Origin of the sequence: Leifsonia sp. NPDC102414 (genome assembly GCF_044765685.1) — a bacterium.
In the GTDB taxonomy this organism is placed as follows: Bacteria; Actinomycetota; Actinomycetes; order Actinomycetales; family Microbacteriaceae; genus Leifsonia.
Genome location: NZ_JBIWKN010000002.1, coordinates 807694 through 825140 on the forward strand (window position 1 = coordinate 807694; position 17447 = coordinate 825140).

A 17447-nucleotide genomic window follows, 5' to 3' on the forward strand; every position below is an offset into this window, starting at 1 on the left:
TCTAGCGCCGCGACTCCTGTGCCGCCAGCACCGTCGCCACCAGCGGCGCGAAGAGCGGCTCGCCCTCTGCGACGCCGGTGATCTCCGTCACGATGTCCTCGGCCGTCGCCTCGCGCAGGAGCTGCTGCAGCTCGACGCTCTGGGTGTCGTCGGGCACGTCGAACCGCAGCGCGGCGCCGACCGCCGTCAGCAGCGCCTCCGGGATGCCGCCCGTGTACTGCACATAGTCGGCGGCCGGGCCGATGAACCGGTCGTTCCTGCCGAGCTTGCGCAGCGGCTCGCGGCCGACGCGCGTCACCTCGTCGACCAGGTACGGGTTTGTGAACCTGTCCAGGATCTTCGCCCGGTACGCCGCCAGATCGGCGGGGTCGAGGCCGTGCTTGGCGACGAGCGCCGCCGACGTCTCCGTCAGCGCGGCCTCCGCGGCGGAGCGCACGGACGGGATCGCGATGGCCTCGCTGATCGTCGTCGCGCCGGCCAGGAAGCCGGTGTACGCCACCGTCGCGTGGCCGGTGTTCACCGTGAACAGCTTGCGCTCGATGTACGGCGCGAGCGAGTCCACGAAGTGTGCGCCGGGGATGCTCGGCTCCGCGCCCGCGAACGGGCTGCGGTCGACCACCCACTCGTAGAACGCCTCGACGGTCACGTCGATGCCCGCATCCGGGTCCTGGGCGGGCACGATGCGGTCGACAGCGGTATTGGCGAAGATCGCCTTGGCTGCCAGCGCATCCCTGGTCTCGTCGTCCGGCAGGCCGTCGAACAGTTCGGCGGCGAGCAGGTCGGTCGCGCCGATCGCGTTCTCGCAGGCCAGCACGGCCAGGCGCGGCGCATCGTCTGCGCGCGCGGCGAGCCCGGCCGCGATCACCGGAGCCACGAAGCGCAGGATGCGCGGTCCGACCGCCGTGGTGACGATGTCGGCGGTCGCGATCTCCGCGATCAGGGCCGCCTCGTCCTGTGCGCTGTTGATGGCGCGGAAGCCGTCGACCACCGTCGTCTTCGAGGTCTCGCCCACCTCGTGCACCCGGTAAGAGTCAGCGGCGGCGAGAGCGTCGATCAGTTCGGCGTTGACGTCCGCGAAGACCACCTCGTACCCGGCCTCGTGGAGCAGGAGCCCCACGAAGCCGCGGCCGATGTTCCCTGCGCCGAAGTGAACGGCTTTCATTCGTTCGCCCGCCCTACTCATTCACGTCGGCGAGGAGCGCGAACATGGCGTCCGCATCCGGTGCGTCGAGCAGCTTCTGCACGTCGTCCTCCTCCGAGAAGAGGATCGCGATCTTGGACAGGATCTCCAGGTGCTCGTTGTTCTGACCGGCGATGCCGACCACGAACCGCACCTCCTCGCCGCCCCAGTCGAGCGGCGAGGAGTAGCGGACGAACGACAGTGCCGACCGCTTGATCTCGTCCTTGGACTCGTTGGTGCCGTGCGGGATCGCGAGGCCGTTGCCCATGAACGTGGACACGGTGTTCTCACGGTCCTGCATCGAGTCGACGTACGCGGGCTCGACGGCTCCTGCGCTCACCAGCAGCGCGCCCGCCTCGCGGATGGCGTCCTCCCGTGAGGTCGCGGAACCCGCGGCCACGACGTTCGCCCGGTCGAGAATGGTGTCGGTCATTTGTTCGCTTCCTCCGGTGTTTTCTGCTGCGCCTTCACGAGGTCGACGACCTCGTCGTAGCGCGGGCTGTTCATGAAGTTGTCGACGGAGACGTGCTGCGAGTCAGGCGACTGGCCCTTCGCCCTGTCGGTCAGCTCGCGCTGGGTGATCACCAGGTCGGCGGTGCCGTCGAGGTTGCTGATCGCCTGATTCGTGACGGTCACACCGTCGATTCCGGCCTTCTTGATCTTGTTGCGGAGGACGGATGCGCCCATCGCGCTCGACCCCATCCCCGCGTCGCAGGCGAAGACGATGTTGCGCACGAGCCGCGAGGTGGCGTCGCCCTGGGCGTCGCCGGTGTCGTGCTCACCCTCGTTGACGAGACTCTGCAGCACGCTCGACTCCTTGCCCTTGTTGGCCTGGGTCGCGGCGACGGCGGCGGTCATGTCGCCGGCGTTGCCCGCGGCGAGGTCGCGCTTGCGGCTCGCCCGCAGGATCACCGAGCAGACGATGAACGACACCGCAGCGGCACCCACGACCGAGAGTACGACGCCGACGAGGCTCGGGCCAGGGGTCTGCAGCAGCACGGCGATGATCGAGCCGGGGGAGGCAGGGGCACGGAGGCCGGTCTGGAAGGCGGCGTTGATCGCGACACCGGTCATGCCGCCCGCGATGGCGCCGACGATGAGGATCGGCTTCATCAGCACGTACGGGAAGTAGATCTCGTGGATGCCACCGAAGAACTGGATGATGATGGCGCCGGGGGCGCTCGCGCGGGCGACGCCGAGACCGAAGAACGAGTACGCGGCGAGGATGCCGAGGCCGGGGCCGGGGTTCGCCTCCAGCAGGAACAGGATCGACTTGCCGGTCTGCTGCGCCTGTTCGATGCCGAGCGGCGTGAGCACGCCGTGGTTGATGGCGTTGTTCAGGAACAGCACCTTGCCTGGCTCGATCAGGATGCTCGCGAGCGGCAGCAGGTGCAGCGAGACCAGCCAGTTCACGGCGTTGCCGAGCACGCTGCTCAGCCATTCGACGACCGGGGCTATGCCGAAGAACGCGCCGATCGACAACAGCATGCCGACGATGCCGGCAGAGAAGTTGTTGACCAGCATTTCGAATCCGGCCTTGATCTTGCCGTCCCAGATGCGGTCGACCTGCTTGATCACCCAGGCGCTCAGCGGTCCCATGATCATCGCGCCGATGAACATCGGGATGTTGCTGCCGACGATCACGCCCATGGTTGCGATCGAGCCGACGACGCCGCCGCGGACGCCGTAGACCATGCGGCCACCGGTGTTCGCGATGAGCAGAGGCAGCAGGTACGTGATCATCGGCCCGACGAGGCCGACGTACTGCTGGAAGGTGTGACCACCCGCGTCCTGGGCGAGCACGGTTGCCGCGCCCTGCCAGCCGATCTTGGCCTGGTCGCCGAAGCCGCCCAGGATGCCGCTGATCGCCCAGTTGGTGCTCTGCAGCCAACCGGTCGCGATGAACAGGGCCGTGATGAACCCCCACGCGATGAATGCGGGGATGTTCGGCATGACCATGTTCGAGAGGAAGGTACCGAAGCGCTGCACGTGAACGCGTGCGCCGCCCGGCTTCCGTGTCGTCGTCTCTGACGCCGTGGACATTGTGGTGCCTCGTTTCTGTCGGGGTTACTGAGGGGGATGCCCGGAGATCGCGGCCGTGACCGCATCCCGGGCCTCTGCCGCGCCGTCGGCGGCAATGGCGACCTCGGCCAGGTGCTTCGCCTGGTCGAGGGTGAAACGCTTGATGGACATCCGCACGTCGGCGATTGCCGACGGCGACATGGACAGAGTCGTGGCGCCCAGGCCGACGAGCACCACCGCGAGCAGCGGGTCCGCAGCGGCCTCGCCGCAGATGCCGACCGGCTTGCCGTGCTCGCGTCCGGCTGCGCCGACCTCGCCGATCAGGCGGAGGACGGCCGGGTGCCATGGGTCCTGGAACCCGGCGACGGAGCCGAGCAGGCGGTCGGCGGCGAGTGTGTACTGGGTGAGGTCGTTGGTGCCGATGGATGCGAACGCGGCCTCGCGCAGGATGCGGTCCGCCGTCAGCGCAGCGGAGGGGATCTCGACCATCACGCCGACCGTCTTGAGGCCGAACTCGGTGGCGAGCTGAACGAAGTAGCGCGTCTCCTCCACGGTGGCGACCATCGGGGCCATGACCCACAGGTCGGCGTCGGTGGCAGCGTCGGCCTCCGCGAGAGCGGTGAGCTGTTCGCGCAACAGGTCCTCGTTGGCGCGGAGCGCCCTGAGGCCGCGCAGACCGAGCGCCGGGTTGTCCTCGTGCGCGTCGTTGAGGAACTCGAGCGGCTTGTCGGCGCCGGCGTCGAGCACGCGCGCCACGACCTTCTGGCCGGGGAACGCCGACAGCAGCCGGATGTACTCCGCGCGCTGCTCCTCGACGGTCGGAGCCATGCGCTGGTCGAGGAAGAGGAACTCGGTGCGGAACAGTCCGACACCCTCGGCTCCCGCATCCACGGCCTTCTGGGCTCCGTCTGCCGAGCCGAGGTTGGCGAGCAGCGGGATGGCGGTACCGTCGGCGAGGGCGCCGGGCTCGACGCCGCCGGAGAGGGCGGCAGCGCGTTCGGCGATGCGGCTCTCCGCGTCCGCGCGCTGGGCGGCGTCCGGGGCGACGGAGACGGTTCCGGATGCGGCGTCGACGATGAGCTCTGTGCCGTCCGCGAGCGTGTCCGCCCCCGCGACACCGACGACGGCGACGATGGCCTTCTCGCGCGCCAGGATCGCAGTGTGCGACGTCGGGCCGCCTTCGCGGGTGACCAGGCCGAGCACCTTGGTCAGGTCGAGCAGGGCGGTGTCGGCCGGGGCCAGGTCGTGGGCGACGAGGATGTACGGGGTGTCCGACTCGGGAACGCCGGGGGCAGGGCGGCCGGAGAGCGCGGCGATGACACGCTGGGCGACGTCGTCGAGGTCGGTGGCGCGCTCGCCCATGTATCCGCCGAGGCCGATGAGCATGTCGCGGAAGACCGCGAAACCCTCGAACACGGCTCGCTCTGCGGTCTTGCCCGTTCCGATGCGGTCGGAGACGTCGGAGGCGAGAGTGGAGTCCTCCGCCATCATCGACTGCGCTTCGAGCACATCCGCCGCTGTGCCAGTCACCTTCGCTGCGCGTCCGCGAAGGTCGTCGGCGACGACGGAGACGGCGGACGCGAACCGGGCGCGCTCCTCGTCGGGGGTGCTGGAGCTGGGTGTGTCTGCCGGCTCAGGGAGTGGGTCGGACATCCGGAGCACGCGGCCGATCGCGGTGCCCTGGCCGATGCCCGCCCCGGTGAGGACGGTGGTCTCTGTGGTGTCGGCCATGATCAGGCGTCGTGGTCCGTGGCGATGATCTCGGCCAGGTCGTCGAGCACGGCCTCGCCGTTCGACGCGTCCGTGGTGAGGACGATCTTGTCGCCGTGGTCGATGCCGAGGGAGATGACGCCGAGGATGCTGCCGGCGTCGACGGTCTTGCCGCCCTCCTTGGTCAGCTTCACCGAAGCGCCCGACTTGCCGACCGCCTCCACGAACAGCTTCGCCGGGCGCGCGTGCAGCCCGTGGGTCGAACCGACAGTGATGATCCGCTCAGCCATGATTGTGTGCTCCTTCGATGTGGCTCGGGAACCCTTCCCGGCTTCTCATAGTGCCGCTGCCTTCGCGCCGAGCGCCAGGTCGAGCGCCACGGCGCCGTCGATCGCTGCGGGGGAGACCGCTGGGAGGACGGCGACGGCGGCGCCGGATGCGGCGGCGAGCTCACGCAGGGCTGGGAGCTCGGACGAGAGGTGCGCGCCGACGAGGATCACGTCGACGTCCGCGAACGTCTCGAGCTGGCTGGCGCTCCCCGCGACCGCTGTCACGTCGACGCTGCGGGCGGCAGCTGCGTTGCGCAGCTTCAGGGCGACGAACGTGCTGGACGCGCCCGCGCCGCAGACGACGAGGATCTTCATTGATCTGCCTTGCCTTTCGAGATGGTGCGGATGGAGCTTCTTCGATGCTGGTCCGCATCCCGTCGGCGTTCCAGCAGCGTTTCTTCCTCCCGTGCGGAAAGATCGCGGGGGAGCCGTCGCAGGAGACGCGGGAGGTGGTTGACTCGTCAGGGAAAGGTGGTCGCTGTGGCTCTCTCGGCGAAGCAGACGAGAATGCTCGACATTCTCGCGCGCCGTGCTGCCTGGGTAACCGCCGCTGAACTCGCGAGCGAGCTCGGCGTGACGACTCGCAGCATCCGCAGCTATACGGCAGCGCTGAAAGAACTGGTGGAGTCCGGCGCGAACGGCTACCGCCTCGATCGCGACGCATACGACCGCTGGCTGGAAAAGGTGGAGGCAGGCGCAGGCGCCGGCTTCGGCGCAGGGTCGGGCGACACGGCAGATTCACCGCAGGAACGGCTCGTCTTCCTCGTGCGCCGCCTGTTGGACGAGCCGGACGGCATCGACGTCTACGAGACCGCGGAGAGCCTGTTCGTCAGCGACTCCACCATCGAGTCCGACCTGACCAGGATGCGCGGCCTCCTCGCCGACACCGAGCTCACGCTCGCCAGGCACGGCCCCGTCGTGCAGCTCGCCGGCCCGGAGATCGCCAGGCGCAAGCTGCTCAGCCGCCTGTTCCGCGACGAGATGCGGCAGGGCGTCGTCGACATCGCGCGGATCCAGGAGGCGTTCGACTCCCAGGGGCTCGCGAGCTTCAAGTCCGATCTGGTCGAGATGCTGGATGCGCGCGGGTTCTTCGTCAACGAATACGGCATCAACGACGTGCTCCTGCACATGGCCGTGGCCCTCGACCGCGTCGCGAAGGATCGCGTGCTGCCTGCCACGGCCGACCCGGAGGTGAACGAGACCATCCAGACCCTCGCCGACGACCTCGGCACCCTCGTGGCCGAGCACTTCGACGTCGTTCTCGATCCGACAGAGCTGCGCTACCTGGCCATCCTGCTGCGCACCAGGGTGATCGCGCCTGGCGCGGGCAGCGACACCGTCGCCGAGTTCGTGAGCGAGGACGACCTCGCGGTGGTGCGCGGGATCGTGGCACGCGCATCCACCGAGTACCTGGTCGACCTCCGCGACGAGAACTTCATCGTGCGCCTCACCCTGCACGTGCAGAACCTGGTGGCGCGCGCCCACGAGAAGTCGTATTCGCGCAACCCGCTCACCCGGTCGATCAAGAGCTCGTACCCGATGATCTACGAGCTGGCGGTCTACATCGCCAGCCGGTTGCAGGCCGCAGAGGACATCGTGGTCAACGACGACGAGATCGCATACATCGCGATGCACGTCGGCGCATACCTGGAGCAGCAGTCCCGGCGACGGGATGCGGTCACCTGCGCGGTCATCTGCCCCAACTACTACGACATGCACATCCTGCTCAGGGAGCGGCTGGAGAGCGCGCTCGGCGACGAGCTCGACGTCACCGCCGTGATCACCTCCACCGAGGCCGACTGGGATGCGATCGACGCCGACCTGGTGCTCAGCACCATCGACCCGCGCGGGCGGCGCGAGAACACGGTGATCGTGCAGCCGTTCCTCACCGAGACCGACATCGAGCACACCAGGCAGGCCATCGCGCGCATCCGGCGGCAGCGCAGGAGGGCGCGGATCAAGAACGACCTGCTCGAGTACTTCGACGATGGCCTGTTCCTGCGCAACTTCTACGCCCGCGACCCGATCTCGATGATCAGGGCGCTCGGCGACCGGATGATCGCGGCGGAGGCGATCGACCAGGACTACGTCGACAAGACCATCGAGCGCGAGCACATGTCTTCCACGGCGTTCACCGACTCGCTCGCCGTGCCGCACGCCATGACCATGAGCGCCAAGCGCACGGCCATCGCGATCGTCGTCAACGACACCGCGATGGACTGGGGGGATGCGCGGGTCAACGTGATCGCGTTCATCGCCTTCGACACGGGCGGGCGCGCGTCGTTCCAGACGGTCTTCGACCAGTTCGTCGAGGTCTTCTCCGACCGCGACGCCGTCCTCGGCCTCATCCGGCGCGCCGACAGCTTCGCCGCCTTCATCGACGAGCTCGTCCGCATCATCGACTCGTAGGCACCGGCCCGCTGTGCCCCCGCTTAACGCGATCGAGCCCAGGTGCTCTCACTTCACGAACGCGTCGTGAGGCGAGAGACGTGGGCTCGATGGCTGCGCGGGTGGGCGCTAGTTGGCGGTGACGGTATACGTGACCGAGACGCCTGGGGTGCCGATGGCGACCGTGTACTTGTCGTTGGTGTAGACGGCCTTGCTGTCCGTTGCACCGGACTGGGCGGTGTACCCGGCCTTCTCGAGGGCGGCCTTCGCGTCGGCGAAGCCGGTCTTGCTCTTCGGCTGGACCGTGACGGACCAGCCGTTGGCCTCGTCGCCGCGGGCGACGAGCACGATCCCGTCGACGAGCGGGACGTCGTTCTTCGGGAAGCTCGCGGGGAGCGTTGCCGAAGCTGCGGCGGTCTCGGAGGCCGACGGGGTGGAGGACGAGTCGTTCCCGCTGCCGCTTGCGCAGCCTGCGAGGGAACCGATGGTGAGGGCCGCCGCGATGACGGCCGGAACGAGCATTTTCTTGCGTGACTGCATATCTGTTTCCTAGTGCTGTATCTGTATCCGGAATTGCAAACAATCAGCTTACTCGCGCACGCTGACACCGGATCTGCCCACAGCAGACGGGGAAGACGCTAGCCGAGCAGGAGCGCGCTGAGCTGGTCGCTCGAGTGCACGACGGCGATGGCGCCCGCGGCCTCTGCCGGGGATCCGTATCCCCACTCGACCAGGATCGTCGGCAGGCCGTTCTCGCCTGCGCCCTCGACGTCGAACGCCCTGTCGCCCACCATGACGGTGTGCGCCAGGTCGACGCCCTGCGCTGTCAGGCGGCGCAGCGCCTCGGCGACGACGTCTGCCTTCGCGCTCAGCGTCTCGTCCTCCGACGCGCCGGTGATGACGTCGAAGTACTGGGCGAGGTCGAAGTGCTCGAGGATGCGCGTGGCCTGCAGCTCCGGCTTGCTGGTCGCGACGGCCAGCGGGATGCCCGCGGCGTGCAGCCGGGTCAGCAGCCCGCGGACGCCGGGGAACACGGCAGAGTCGAACGCGCCGTGCTCGTGGTAGTCGGCGCGGTAGATCGTGAGAGCGTCGCGCGCCTCCTGCTCGGTCATGCCGGCGAACTGCTGCAGCGAGTCGAGCAGCGGAGGGCCGACGTATTCGACGAGCTGGGCGGGGGAGGGCACGGGCATGCCGAGCTTCTCGAACGTGGTGGCGAGCGAGGAGGTGATGCCGGGTGCGGAGTCTGTGAGTGTGCCGTCGAGGTCGAAGAGGACGCAGGTCCAGGTGCGAGTGACGGTGGTGGTCGGGTTGGTCATAGCTGTCCTATGGTATGTGAGGTGTTTCAGAAACGTCTCAGTGCTCGCTGAGAGCTGACTCGATGTGCGACCGCGCGACCACCATGGTCTGCTCGGCGCCGGGGTTGAACTGCACGGCGACGAACTCGGCCGAGCGGATGAAGCCGAGGGCCTCCACGGCCGGCACGATCACGGCCTGCACCTGCGTCCGGGCGCCCTCCTCGGTCGCGCCGACCGCATCCCGGAGCGCCTTCATCGACGTGAACAGAGGCAGCACGGGCTCGCCGGCGGTGGAGGTGAGGGTGCGCAGGCGGGTGTCCTGCGGGGTGGAGCCGGTGACGTCGACGACCAGGCCGCCCTTCGTCGAGGCGGCGAGGAGCGCATCCAGGTGTTCGAGGGTCGGCTCTGCCGCGATGGCGGCCAGCGCCTTGCGGACGGCGACGTTCTCGTAGCTCTGCGGGAACCGGGGGGACGCGGCCATCAGAACAGCCTGCTGTCGCTGTCGTCGAGCCCGCGCATCGCGTCGTAGTCGAGCACCAGGCATCGGATGCCGCGGTCCTCGGCGAGGGTGCGCGCTTGCGGCTTGATCTCCTGCGCCGCGAAAACGCCCTGCACGGGAGCGAGGTGCGGGTCGCGGTTCATCAGCTCGAGGTAGCGGGTGAGCTGCTCGACGCCGTCGATGTCTCCGCGTCGCTTCAGTTCGACGGCGACCGCGCCGCCCTGCGCATCCCTGGCCAGGATGTCGACGGGGCCGATCGCGGTCATGTACTCGCGGCGGACGAGGGTGTGGCCGTCGCCGAGAAGGTGGATCTGCTCGGCGAGGAGCTTCTGCAGGTGGGCTTCGACGCCGTCCTTCTGCAGGCCGGGATCGACGCCGAGGTCGTGCGCAGTGTCGTGCAGGATCTCGTGGATGGAGACCACGAGCATGTCGGCGGTCTTGGCCTGGCTGACCTTCCAGACCTCGGTGACGCCCGCCTCCCGTTGGGCGTCGTCCGGTTCGAGGATGCTGAGTGTGCACGGCGGGCTCATCCAGTTGAGCGGCTTGTACGAGCCGCCGTCGGAGTGGACGAGGAGGCTGCCGTCCGACTTGAGCATGAGGAGCCGGTTCGCGAGCGGCAGGTGAGCGCTCAAGCGACCGGCGTAATCGACGGAGCAATGGGCAATGACGAGACGCACCGGATCATCCTACGGCGCTGGCAGGATGGGCACATGACCCGCCAACTCCTCATCGGCACGTATACCGAAATCCTTCCGCACGTCTCCGGTCGCGCCCGCGGCATCCTGCAGGCAGAGTTCGACGGCACGACCGTGCGGGATGCGCGCGTCGTCGCCGAGGTCGCCAACCCGTCGTGGGTCGCGGCGACGGCGGACGGGTCGCGCGTGTACGCGGTGAGCGAGACGGAGCCGGACGGGGCGATCGTGGCGTTCGCCCGCGCGGGTGGTGACGGCGCGGGTGGTGACGGTGCGGCCGGTGACGGTGCGCTTGTCGAGCTCTCGTCCGAGTCGTCCGGCGGCGCTGCGCCGGCGCACCTGGCGCTGCACCCGTCGGAGCGCTTCCTCGCCACCGGCACATACGGCGGCGGCTCGATCTCGGTGTTCGCGCTCGCCGAGGACGGTTCGCTGGCCGCGCGCACGGCGTTCGTGCAGCACGAGGGCAGCGGGCCGGACGCGGACAGGCAGGAGGGCCCGCACGTCCACCAGCTGAGCTTCGACCCGACCACCGGCGACCTCGTGGTGGTCGACCTCGGCCTCGGCGACGTGCGCTGGTACGCGTTCGGCGACGACGGCTCGCTGACGCCGCGCCCTGAAGCGACGATCGTGCTCGGCGCTGCCGGCCCCCGGCACATCGTGTTCGCTCCGGATGCGCGGCACGCGTTCGTGGCGAACGAACTGGACAGCACGATCGACGTGCTGCGCCGCGACGGCGGCCGCTTCGTGGTCGCGTCGTCGACGTCGACCAGGCCGGAGGGCGCATCCGGTGTCAACAGCCCAGCCGCGGTGCGGGTGACCGACGACGGCCGCACGGTCTTCGTCACGAACCGCGGCGACGACACGGTCGCGGTGTTCGCGTTCGATGGCCCCTCGGCCTCGCTGACCCTGGTGGATGCGGTCCCCACGCAGGGCCGAACGCCGCGCGACCTCGTGGTCGCCCCCGGCGGGTCGCGCGTGCTCACCGCGAACCAGGACAGCGGCGACGTCACCGTGTTCGCCTTCGACCAGCAGTCGCGGGCGCTCACGTTCCTGTCGACCGCGCCCGTCCCCACGCCGGTGTCGCTGCACTTCGTCTAGCCCGGCGCCGGCGCGTGGCTGGAAAGATGCGGCTATCGTCGCGACGATGGAACGCGTGCCCTTCAACCTCAGACCCGCGGGGTTGGTCGCGCTCTTCATCGTCCGGTCGTTCCTGCTGTGGGTGCTGGTCCCCGTCGCCGGCGCTGTCTGGGTGCTCGGCGGCCCGGCGCTCTGGCGCAGGGGAAGCATGCGCAGGTTTGTCCGCTGGGTGGACTACAACTCCTCGGCCGCGCTCTGTCGCACGCTGCTCCGGCCGTTCGCTCGCGCATCGTACCCGGAGTGGGCGCCGCCGCGCTCCATCCGAACGTTCCGGACTCCGATCTCCTTCACGCTCGAGTTCGCCTGACTCACCGCATGATTCGTGCCGAACGTGCGGTTGCTGACGCTCCCACCGCGCCTTTCGCACGACTCGTGCGACTCGCGCGACTCGCGCCACGCGTGGCGACGGTCGTTCGTGCGAAAGGTGCGGTCACGTTGGCCGCGACCGCACGTTGCGCACGACGCGTGCGCGCCGCTGGCTTCGCGACCGGCCGCACAGCGCCAGCCGCCGCGAACGCCGCGATCAGGAGCACGAGCACCAGGTAGAGCGCGTTGAGCAGGCCGAACTCCTTGCCGAGGAAGCCGATGACCGGCGGTCCCACCAGGAAGGCGCAGTAGCCGATGATCGCCACAGCCGACACGCGCGCTGCGGGGTTGGCCGCGCCCTCGGAGGCGGCGGACATCCCGAGCGGGAAGCCGAGCGAGACGCCGAAGCCCCAGAGCACCGTGCCGATGATGACCACCCAGAGCGGTCCGCCGAGGATGAAGATGAGGAGCCCTGCCGCGCCGAGGCCGCCGGTGATCCGGATGGCGAGGACGCGTCCGATCCGGTCGACCAGCGGGCCGCCGAGCACGCGGCCCAGGGTCATCGCGGCCACGAAGAAGCCGAACACCAGTGCGCCCGTCGAGTTGCTCTGGCCGTGTCCGTCGACCACCGCGAGGGAGATCCAGTCGTTGGCCGAGCCCTCTCCGAACGCCATGCCGAGCATCACGACGCCGATGAGGATGAGGCGCCAGTCCGCCCAGACGGCCAGGTTCTCGCGCATCCGCTGGCGGAACGGAACGGCGGGCGTGTTCGCGACCTCGTCGCCGAGCTCGGCTTCGCGTGGGACGAAACGGACGGCGATGACGATGGCGACCGCGATCACCACGGCCGTCACGATCAGGTGCCACGAGACGTCGATCCCGAGGGCGGCCGCCGCTGCTCCGAAGCCGGCGCCGATGACCGTGCCGAGGCTGAAGCAGGCGTGCATCAGCGGCATCAGGGTCTTGCCGATCTCGCGCTCGACGGCCGTGCCTTCGACGTTCATCATCACGTCGACCATCCCGTTGCCGAAGCCGAGGAGGATGAGGCCGATCGCCACCAGCGGCACCGAGTGGGCGATGGATGCGCCGACGCCGATGAGCACCATGCCGGCCGACACGATGAACAGGCCGCCCACCATGCCCTTGTGCGGGCCGAACCGGACGAGCAGCGGGGACGCGGCGACGAGGCCGACGATCGCTCCGGCCGACAGCCCGAGGATGAGCAGCCCGACAGCGGACGGGTCCTTGCCCAGTCCGAGGCCGTCGCGCACGCCGGGGATGCGGGCGACCCAGCTGGCCATTGCGAGCCCGCTGAGGATGAAGATGACGAACACCGCATTGCGCCACGCGTGCAGTTCGCGGCGGCTTCTGGTGCTGGTCGGGGTCGTCTGCGACATCGGCTGAATCCTGCTGTTTGAGTGGGCGAAAAGGGTGTCGAATCGTTTCGATCGAAACGATTCGACTAAGCTACCACATGTGAACGACACGAGCACGACCCCCGAGGTGGAGAAGTCAGACGTGGAGAAGCCCGACGCGGAGCAGGACGCGGCCGCCGTCGTCCGCCCGACGCTCGCCGCGGTCGCCCGCCTGGCCGGCGTCTCCAACTCCACCGCCTCCCTCGCCTTCAGCGGCACAGGCCCCGTCTCCGACGCCACCCGCGACCGCGTCCTCGCCGCTGCCAAGCAGCTCAACTACGCCGGCCCCGACCCGCGCGCCAGATCGCTGCGCCGCGGCCGCTCCGGCATCGTCGGCGTCGTCATGGAGGAGCGCGTCGGCGACGCCTTCCGCGACCCGATCAAGATCGCCCTCCTCGACGGCATCTCCGAGGAGATCGCCGCGATCGACGCCGGGCTGCTCATCCTCACCGACGCGGGGGAGGCCGCCCAGCGCATCGAGGACGCGCCGATGGATGCGGTGGTCCTCATCGGCTGCAGCCCCCGCCTCGACGAGTCGGTCGCCATGCTCCGCCAGCGCGGCATCCCGCTGGTCGCGATCGAGGGCGACCCGGCAGACGAGGTCCTGACCATCGCTCAGGACAACCGCGAGGCCACCCGCGTCGCCGCCCAGCACCTCGCCGACCTCGGCCACACGGACGTCGCCGTCGTCACCCTCTCCCTCACCCGCGACCGCTCGCGCGGCTCGCTCACCGCCGAGCGCGTGGCAGCGGGAAGCTCGAACACCACCATCGAGCGCCTGGCCGGCGTCCGCGACGTGTTCCCGGAAGCCGGTGGGTTCATCACCCGCGGATCGTTCGTGGAGGAGGGCCGCATCGCCGGTCACGCCCTGATGGACGACCCTGCGAAGCGCCCGACCGCGATCATCGCGCAGAGCGACCTGCTCGCCGCCGGCGTGATCCGCGCCGCGGAGGAGGCCGGTCTGGAGGTGCCGGCCGACGTCAGCGTCGTCGGCTTCGACGGCGCCCGCGTCGACGGCCTCTGGCCGTACGACCTGACCACCCTCGTGCAGCCCGCTGTCGACAAGGGCAGGGCGGCAGGCGCGGCGATCGTCGACATGCTCGAGGGCAGAGTCGCGCATCCGGCGACCTTCACGAGCGTGTTCCACCTGGGCAACACCACGGCGGCGCCGCGCACCGCGTGAGTCGGGCGGTGCAGGCGCGCGTCGCGCATAGGCTGGGCATCATGGATCTCGAAGCCCTGTACCGCGACCTGCACAGCCACCCGGAGCTCTCCTTCTCCGAACACCGCACCTCCGGCATCGTCGCCGACGAGCTGACCAGGCTCGGCGTCGAGGTCGTGACCGGCATCGGCGGCACCGGTGTCGCCGGCGTGTTCCGCAACGGAGACGGCGCCACTGTGCTGCTGCGCGCCGACATGGATGCGCTGCCCGTGCTCGAAGACACCGGCCTCGACTGGGCGTCCACCCAGACCGGCGTCGATCACACCGGCGCGACGGTCCCCGTCATGCACGCGTGCGGTCACGACATCCACATCACCTGCCTGCTCGGCGCCGTCGAGCGCCTCGTCGCCGATCGCGATGCATGGTCCGGCACCCTGGTGGCCGTCTTCCAGCCGGGAGAGGAGCACGGAGGAGGCGCCCAGGTGATGATCGAGGACGGCCTCTACGACAAGGTGCCGACGCCGGACATCGTGCTCGGCCAGCACGTCACCCCTCTCCCTGCCGGGATGCTCGGCGCCCACTCCGGCGCGGCGATGGCCGCCGTCGACACCATGGAGGTCACCCTCCACGGCCGCGGCGGGCACGGCTCGCGCCCGGAGACGACCATCGACCCCGTCGTGATGGCAGCGGCGACCGTCATGCGGCTCCAGACCGTCGTGTCCCGTGAGGTGGCGGCGCAGGACACGTCCGTCGTGACGGTCGGGTCGCTGCACGCCGGCACCGCGAACAACATCATCGCCGCAGACGCGACCCTCGGGATCAGCGTCCGCAGCTTCAACGAGGAGGTGCGCGACAGGGTGCTCTCGTCGGTCGAGCGGATCATCGCGGCCGAGGCGACGGCATCCGGTGCCGTCGTGGCGCCCGACGTGGTCTACGGCGAGCGGTACCCGGTCACGGTGAACGAGCCGGAGGCGACGGCGCGGGTGAACGCGGCATTCGCTGCGGAGTTCGGCGAGGACCGCATCTTCGACCCCGGCGCGCTCTCCGGCAGCGAGGACGTCGGCAACCTGGCGACGGCGGCCGGTGTTCCGCTGGTCTACTGGATGCTCGGCGGAGGCGACCCGCAGAAGGTCGCGGCGGCCATGGCGGCGGGAACGGCGGAGACGGACATCCCGTCGAACCACTCGCCGCACTTCGCTCCGCTGGCGCAGCCGACGATCGGCACGGGCGTGCGCGCCCTCGTGGTCGCCGCGCGGTCCTGGCTCGGCTGACCCCGCGCGCCGCTCAGGCGCCAGCGCGCATCCACCTGTCGCCGCGCGCCCGCAGGCCGAGCGTGACCGCCCGCGCGCCGATGTAGCCGAACGCGAACGCCGCCGTCAGCCAGGCCAACCCGGCGACGTCGTGGCTTCCCCACGCCACGACGGCCGCCGCGAGCGGAACGAACACCGCGACGTTCACCAGCCCGGTCAGCGCGAGGTAGCGCGCGTCGCCCGCCCCGATCAGCACGCCGTCGAGCACGAACACGTACCCGCCCAGCGGCGCTCCGACGCCGATGATCGCCAGCGCGGGCGGCAGCAGCGCGGCCACCGTCGCATCGCCAGTGAACAGCCCGGCAGCGACCGGGCTGGTCAGCAGCACCACCCCGCCGAGCACCACCCCGGCGCCGATGCCCCACTGGATGCACCGCCTCAGCACAGCGCGCACCCCGGCCAGGTCACCGGCCCCGAGCCCCTTGCCGACCAGGGCCTGCGCGGCGATGGCCAGTGCATCCAGTGCGAAAGCCACGGTCGCGAACACCGTCATCGCCACCTGGAACGCGGCGAGCTCGTCGGGCCCGAGCCTGGTCGCGGCGAATACAGCGAGCAGCATCGCCGCACGCAGGCTGGCCGTGCGCAGCAGCAGCCAGCCGCCCGATCTGGCCGTGCTGGTGAGTCCGGTGTGGTGCGGCAGCAGCGGTGCGCCGACCGTGCGCGCGTTCACCGCGACGATCACGAGATAGACCGCGGCCATCGCCCACTGCGCGACGACCGTCCCGACCGCCGACCCCGCGATCCCGAGCCCTGCGACATAGATGAACAGGTAATTCAGCACGATGTTGACCGCGAACCCGGCGACGGCGACCACGAGCGGCGTCTTCGTGTCCTGCAGCCCGCGCAGCAGACCGGTCGCCGCGAACACGAGCAGCATCGCGGGCAGCCCGAGCATCGAGATCTCCAGGTAGCGCGTCGCCGCCTCCGACACGGCAGTGGATGCGCCGAACAGGCTCACCAGCGCCGGGGACGCGAACCAGCCGCCCACCGCCAGCACGATGCCGAGCCCGAGCGCCAGCCAGCAGCCGTCGACCCCGGACGCCACCGCGCCGCGCAGGTCCCCTGCGCCGAGGCGGCGGGCGACGGCGGGCGTCGTGCTGTACGCGAGGAACACCATCAGGCCGACGATCGTCTGCAGGATCGCGCTGGCGATCCCCAGCCCGGCGAGGGGCGCGACGCCGAGGTGCCCGACCATCGCGGAGTCGGCGAGCAGGAAGACGGGCTCGGCGACCAGCGCGCCCAGCGCGGGCACGGCGAGGCGCAGGATGTCCCGGTCGACCGGGCGGGCGGTGGATTGCTTCACGACGCACCAACGCTATCGCGGGCCTCCGCTCAGAAGCGCGCCGAGAAACCGCCGTCGGTGTGCAGGAGCTGCCCGGACACCCAGCGTCCTTCGTCCGAGACCAGGAAGGACACGACGGCCGCGATGTCGGCCGGGGTGCCGAGGCGTCCGAGCGGATGCGCGGGGGTGAGCGTCTCCCGGAGCTCGTCGTCCATCCAGCCGGTGTCGATGGGGCCGGGGTTGACGGCGTTCGCCGAGATGCCGAGCGGGCCGAGCTCTCGTGCTGCGGAGATGACGATGCGGTCCAGTGCACCCTTGGATGCGCCGTACGGCAGGTTGCCCGTCGTGTGGTCGCTGGTGAGTGCGACGATCGCCCCGCCGCCCGGTGCGACCTGGCGTGCGAAGGCGGCGATCAGGAGGAGGCTCGCCCTGGCGTTGACGGCGACGTGCCTGTCGAAGCTGTCGGCGGTCGTGTCGAGGATTCCCGACTCGACGTCGTGGGCGTGGCTGAGGATCAGCGCCCCGATCGGCCCGCGCTCGGCGGTGACGGCGGCGATCAGCTCGCCGGGCCCGGTCGCGGTGGATAGATCGCAGGGATAGTCGGTGTCGGCGAGATCGCTGGTGGCGACCTCCCAGCCGTCGGCGCGCAGCCGCGGCACGATCCCGGCCGCGATGCCGTCGGCGCGCGCAGCGCCGGTGATGAGAGCGAGGGGCACGCAA

General features: G+C 70.0%; 18 protein-coding genes. 5 read left to right on the plus strand and 13 right to left on the minus strand.

Annotated features, from left to right (window positions below):
* Nucleotide 1: 1 nt before the first annotated feature.
* The 6 genes from ACIRCZ_RS12370 to ACIRCZ_RS12395 all read right to left on the minus strand — a co-directional run bounded on the left by ACIRCZ_RS12370 (nt 2) and on the right by ACIRCZ_RS12395 (nt 5556).
* A complete protein-coding gene (locus ACIRCZ_RS12370) occupies nt 2–1162 on the minus strand; it encodes a mannitol-1-phosphate 5-dehydrogenase (RefSeq protein WP_402853442.1) in 1161 nt (386 codons plus the stop codon).
* A gap of 13 nt (nt 1163–1175) precedes the next feature.
* Nucleotides 1176–1613, minus strand: a complete 438-nt coding sequence (locus tag ACIRCZ_RS12375) for a PTS sugar transporter subunit IIA (protein WP_402853445.1) — start codon at nt 1611–1613, stop codon at nt 1176–1178.
* Complete coding sequence (locus tag ACIRCZ_RS12380) at nt 1610–3223, minus strand: PTS mannitol transporter subunit IICB (protein WP_055896790.1); 1614 nt, start codon at nt 3221–3223, stop codon at nt 1610–1612. Before ACIRCZ_RS12380 ends, ACIRCZ_RS12375 begins: the two co-directional genes overlap by 4 nt.
* A gap of 24 nt (nt 3224–3247) precedes the next feature.
* Nucleotides 3248–4855 carry a phosphoenolpyruvate--protein phosphotransferase gene (gene ptsP / locus ACIRCZ_RS12385; RefSeq protein ID WP_402853629.1) on the minus strand — a complete coding sequence of 536 codons (1608 nt, stop codon included), beginning with the start codon at nt 4853–4855 and terminating at the stop codon, nt 3248–3250.
* 80 nt (nt 4856–4935) lie between these two features.
* Nucleotides 4936–5202: an HPr family phosphocarrier protein gene (locus tag ACIRCZ_RS12390; protein WP_055896787.1), complete on the minus strand. Its 267-nt coding sequence runs from the start codon at nt 5200–5202 to the stop codon at nt 4936–4938.
* A gap of 45 nt (nt 5203–5247) precedes the next feature.
* Nucleotides 5248–5556, minus strand: a complete 309-nt coding sequence (locus ACIRCZ_RS12395; RefSeq protein ID WP_055896783.1) for a PTS sugar transporter subunit IIB — start codon at nt 5554–5556, stop codon at nt 5248–5250.
* A 165-nt stretch (nt 5557–5721) separates the two neighbouring features.
* Between ACIRCZ_RS12395 and ACIRCZ_RS12400 the strand changes: the two genes are divergently transcribed.
* Nucleotides 5722–7650, plus strand: coding sequence for a BglG family transcription antiterminator (locus ACIRCZ_RS12400; protein WP_402853450.1), 1929 nt, complete (start codon nt 5722–5724; stop codon nt 7648–7650).
* A gap of 108 nt (nt 7651–7758) precedes the next feature.
* Here ACIRCZ_RS12400 and ACIRCZ_RS12405 read toward each other — a convergent pair whose 3' ends face one another.
* From ACIRCZ_RS12405 to nucS, 4 genes are all read right to left on the minus strand, one after another.
* Nucleotides 7759–8169 carry a hypothetical protein gene (locus tag ACIRCZ_RS12405; protein WP_055896780.1) on the minus strand — a complete coding sequence of 137 codons (411 nt, stop codon included), beginning with the start codon at nt 8167–8169 and terminating at the stop codon, nt 7759–7761.
* A gap of 98 nt (nt 8170–8267) precedes the next feature.
* The gene (locus ACIRCZ_RS12410) at nt 8268–8945 is read right to left on the minus strand and encodes an HAD hydrolase-like protein (protein WP_402853453.1); all 678 of its coding nucleotides are present in this window, start codon (nt 8943–8945) and stop codon (nt 8268–8270) included.
* 37 nt (nt 8946–8982) lie between these two features.
* Complete coding sequence (locus tag ACIRCZ_RS12415) at nt 8983–9405, minus strand: SseB family protein (protein WP_402853456.1); 423 nt, start codon at nt 9403–9405, stop codon at nt 8983–8985.
* A complete protein-coding gene (gene nucS / locus ACIRCZ_RS12420; RefSeq protein ID WP_402853459.1) occupies nt 9405–10100 on the minus strand; it encodes an endonuclease NucS in 696 nt (231 codons plus the stop codon). The genes ACIRCZ_RS12415 and nucS overlap by 1 nt, the downstream gene beginning before the upstream one ends.
* 33 nt (nt 10101–10133) lie before the next feature.
* On the opposite strand from nucS, the gene ACIRCZ_RS12425 reads away from it, so the two are divergent.
* Nucleotides 10134–11213, plus strand: a complete 1080-nt coding sequence (locus ACIRCZ_RS12425) for a lactonase family protein (RefSeq protein ID WP_402853462.1) — start codon at nt 10134–10136, stop codon at nt 11211–11213.
* A gap of 46 nt (nt 11214–11259) precedes the next feature.
* Complete coding sequence (locus ACIRCZ_RS12430) at nt 11260–11559, plus strand: hypothetical protein (protein ID WP_402853465.1); 300 nt, start codon at nt 11260–11262, stop codon at nt 11557–11559.
* A gap of 1 nt (nt 11560) precedes the next feature.
* Here the strand turns inward: ACIRCZ_RS12430 and ACIRCZ_RS12435 are convergent, their stop codons facing one another.
* Complete coding sequence (locus tag ACIRCZ_RS12435) at nt 11561–12955, minus strand: MFS transporter (protein WP_402853468.1); 1395 nt, start codon at nt 12953–12955, stop codon at nt 11561–11563.
* Between the two features lie 121 nt (nt 12956–13076).
* Between ACIRCZ_RS12435 and ACIRCZ_RS12440 the strand changes: the two genes are divergently transcribed.
* The gene (locus ACIRCZ_RS12440; RefSeq protein WP_402853632.1) at nt 13077–14156 is read left to right on the plus strand and encodes a LacI family DNA-binding transcriptional regulator; all 1080 of its coding nucleotides are present in this window, start codon (nt 13077–13079) and stop codon (nt 14154–14156) included.
* A gap of 41 nt (nt 14157–14197) precedes the next feature.
* On the plus strand, nt 14198–15406 hold the full coding sequence (locus tag ACIRCZ_RS12445; protein ID WP_055896762.1) for an amidohydrolase: 1209 nt from the start codon (nt 14198–14200) through the stop codon (nt 15404–15406).
* A gap of 13 nt (nt 15407–15419) precedes the next feature.
* Here ACIRCZ_RS12445 and ACIRCZ_RS12450 read toward each other — a convergent pair whose 3' ends face one another.
* Both ACIRCZ_RS12450 and ACIRCZ_RS12455 read right to left on the minus strand, forming a co-directional pair.
* On the minus strand, nt 15420–16748 hold the full coding sequence (locus ACIRCZ_RS12450; protein ID WP_235500523.1) for an MATE family efflux transporter: 1329 nt from the start codon (nt 16746–16748) through the stop codon (nt 15420–15422).
* A 29-nt stretch (nt 16749–16777) separates the two neighbouring features.
* Complete coding sequence (locus ACIRCZ_RS12455; protein WP_082581499.1) at nt 16778–17443, minus strand: SDR family oxidoreductase; 666 nt, start codon at nt 17441–17443, stop codon at nt 16778–16780.
* Between the last annotated feature and the right edge of the window lie 4 nt (nt 17444–17447).